At 60.5% G+C, this 253-nt stretch carries 1 pseudogene; it reads left to right on the top strand.

What is annotated here, in order from left to right:
- Positions 1-253, top strand: a pseudogene (locus AAEZ05_RS29410) (hypothetical protein); the annotation flags it as partial.

The raw sequence follows: 253 nt of genomic DNA, 5'->3' as shown, positions 1-253 counted from the left end.
GTGTTGTTGCTGTCCAGCTACATCATCATTTTCGGCGGGTTGCTGCTGGTACTGCCGCTGAAATTGCTGCCCAGCCTGCTGGCCGGCCTGTTGGTCTATGAGCTGGTCAACATGCTCACCCCTCAACTGCAACGCCTGATCGAAGGCCGGCGCGCGCGTTGGCTGGCGGTGGCTTTGCTGGGCACCCTGATCGTCAGCGTGCTGGCCTTGATCTTTGCCGGCGCCATCAGCTTCCTGCTTCACGAAGCGGAAA

Source organism: Pseudomonas sp. HY13-MNA-CIBAN-0226 (assembly GCF_040310305.1).
Lineage (GTDB): Bacteria > Pseudomonadota > Gammaproteobacteria > Pseudomonadales > Pseudomonadaceae > Aquipseudomonas > Aquipseudomonas gregormendelii.
This window is presented reverse-complemented; position numbering and strand designations above follow the sequence as displayed.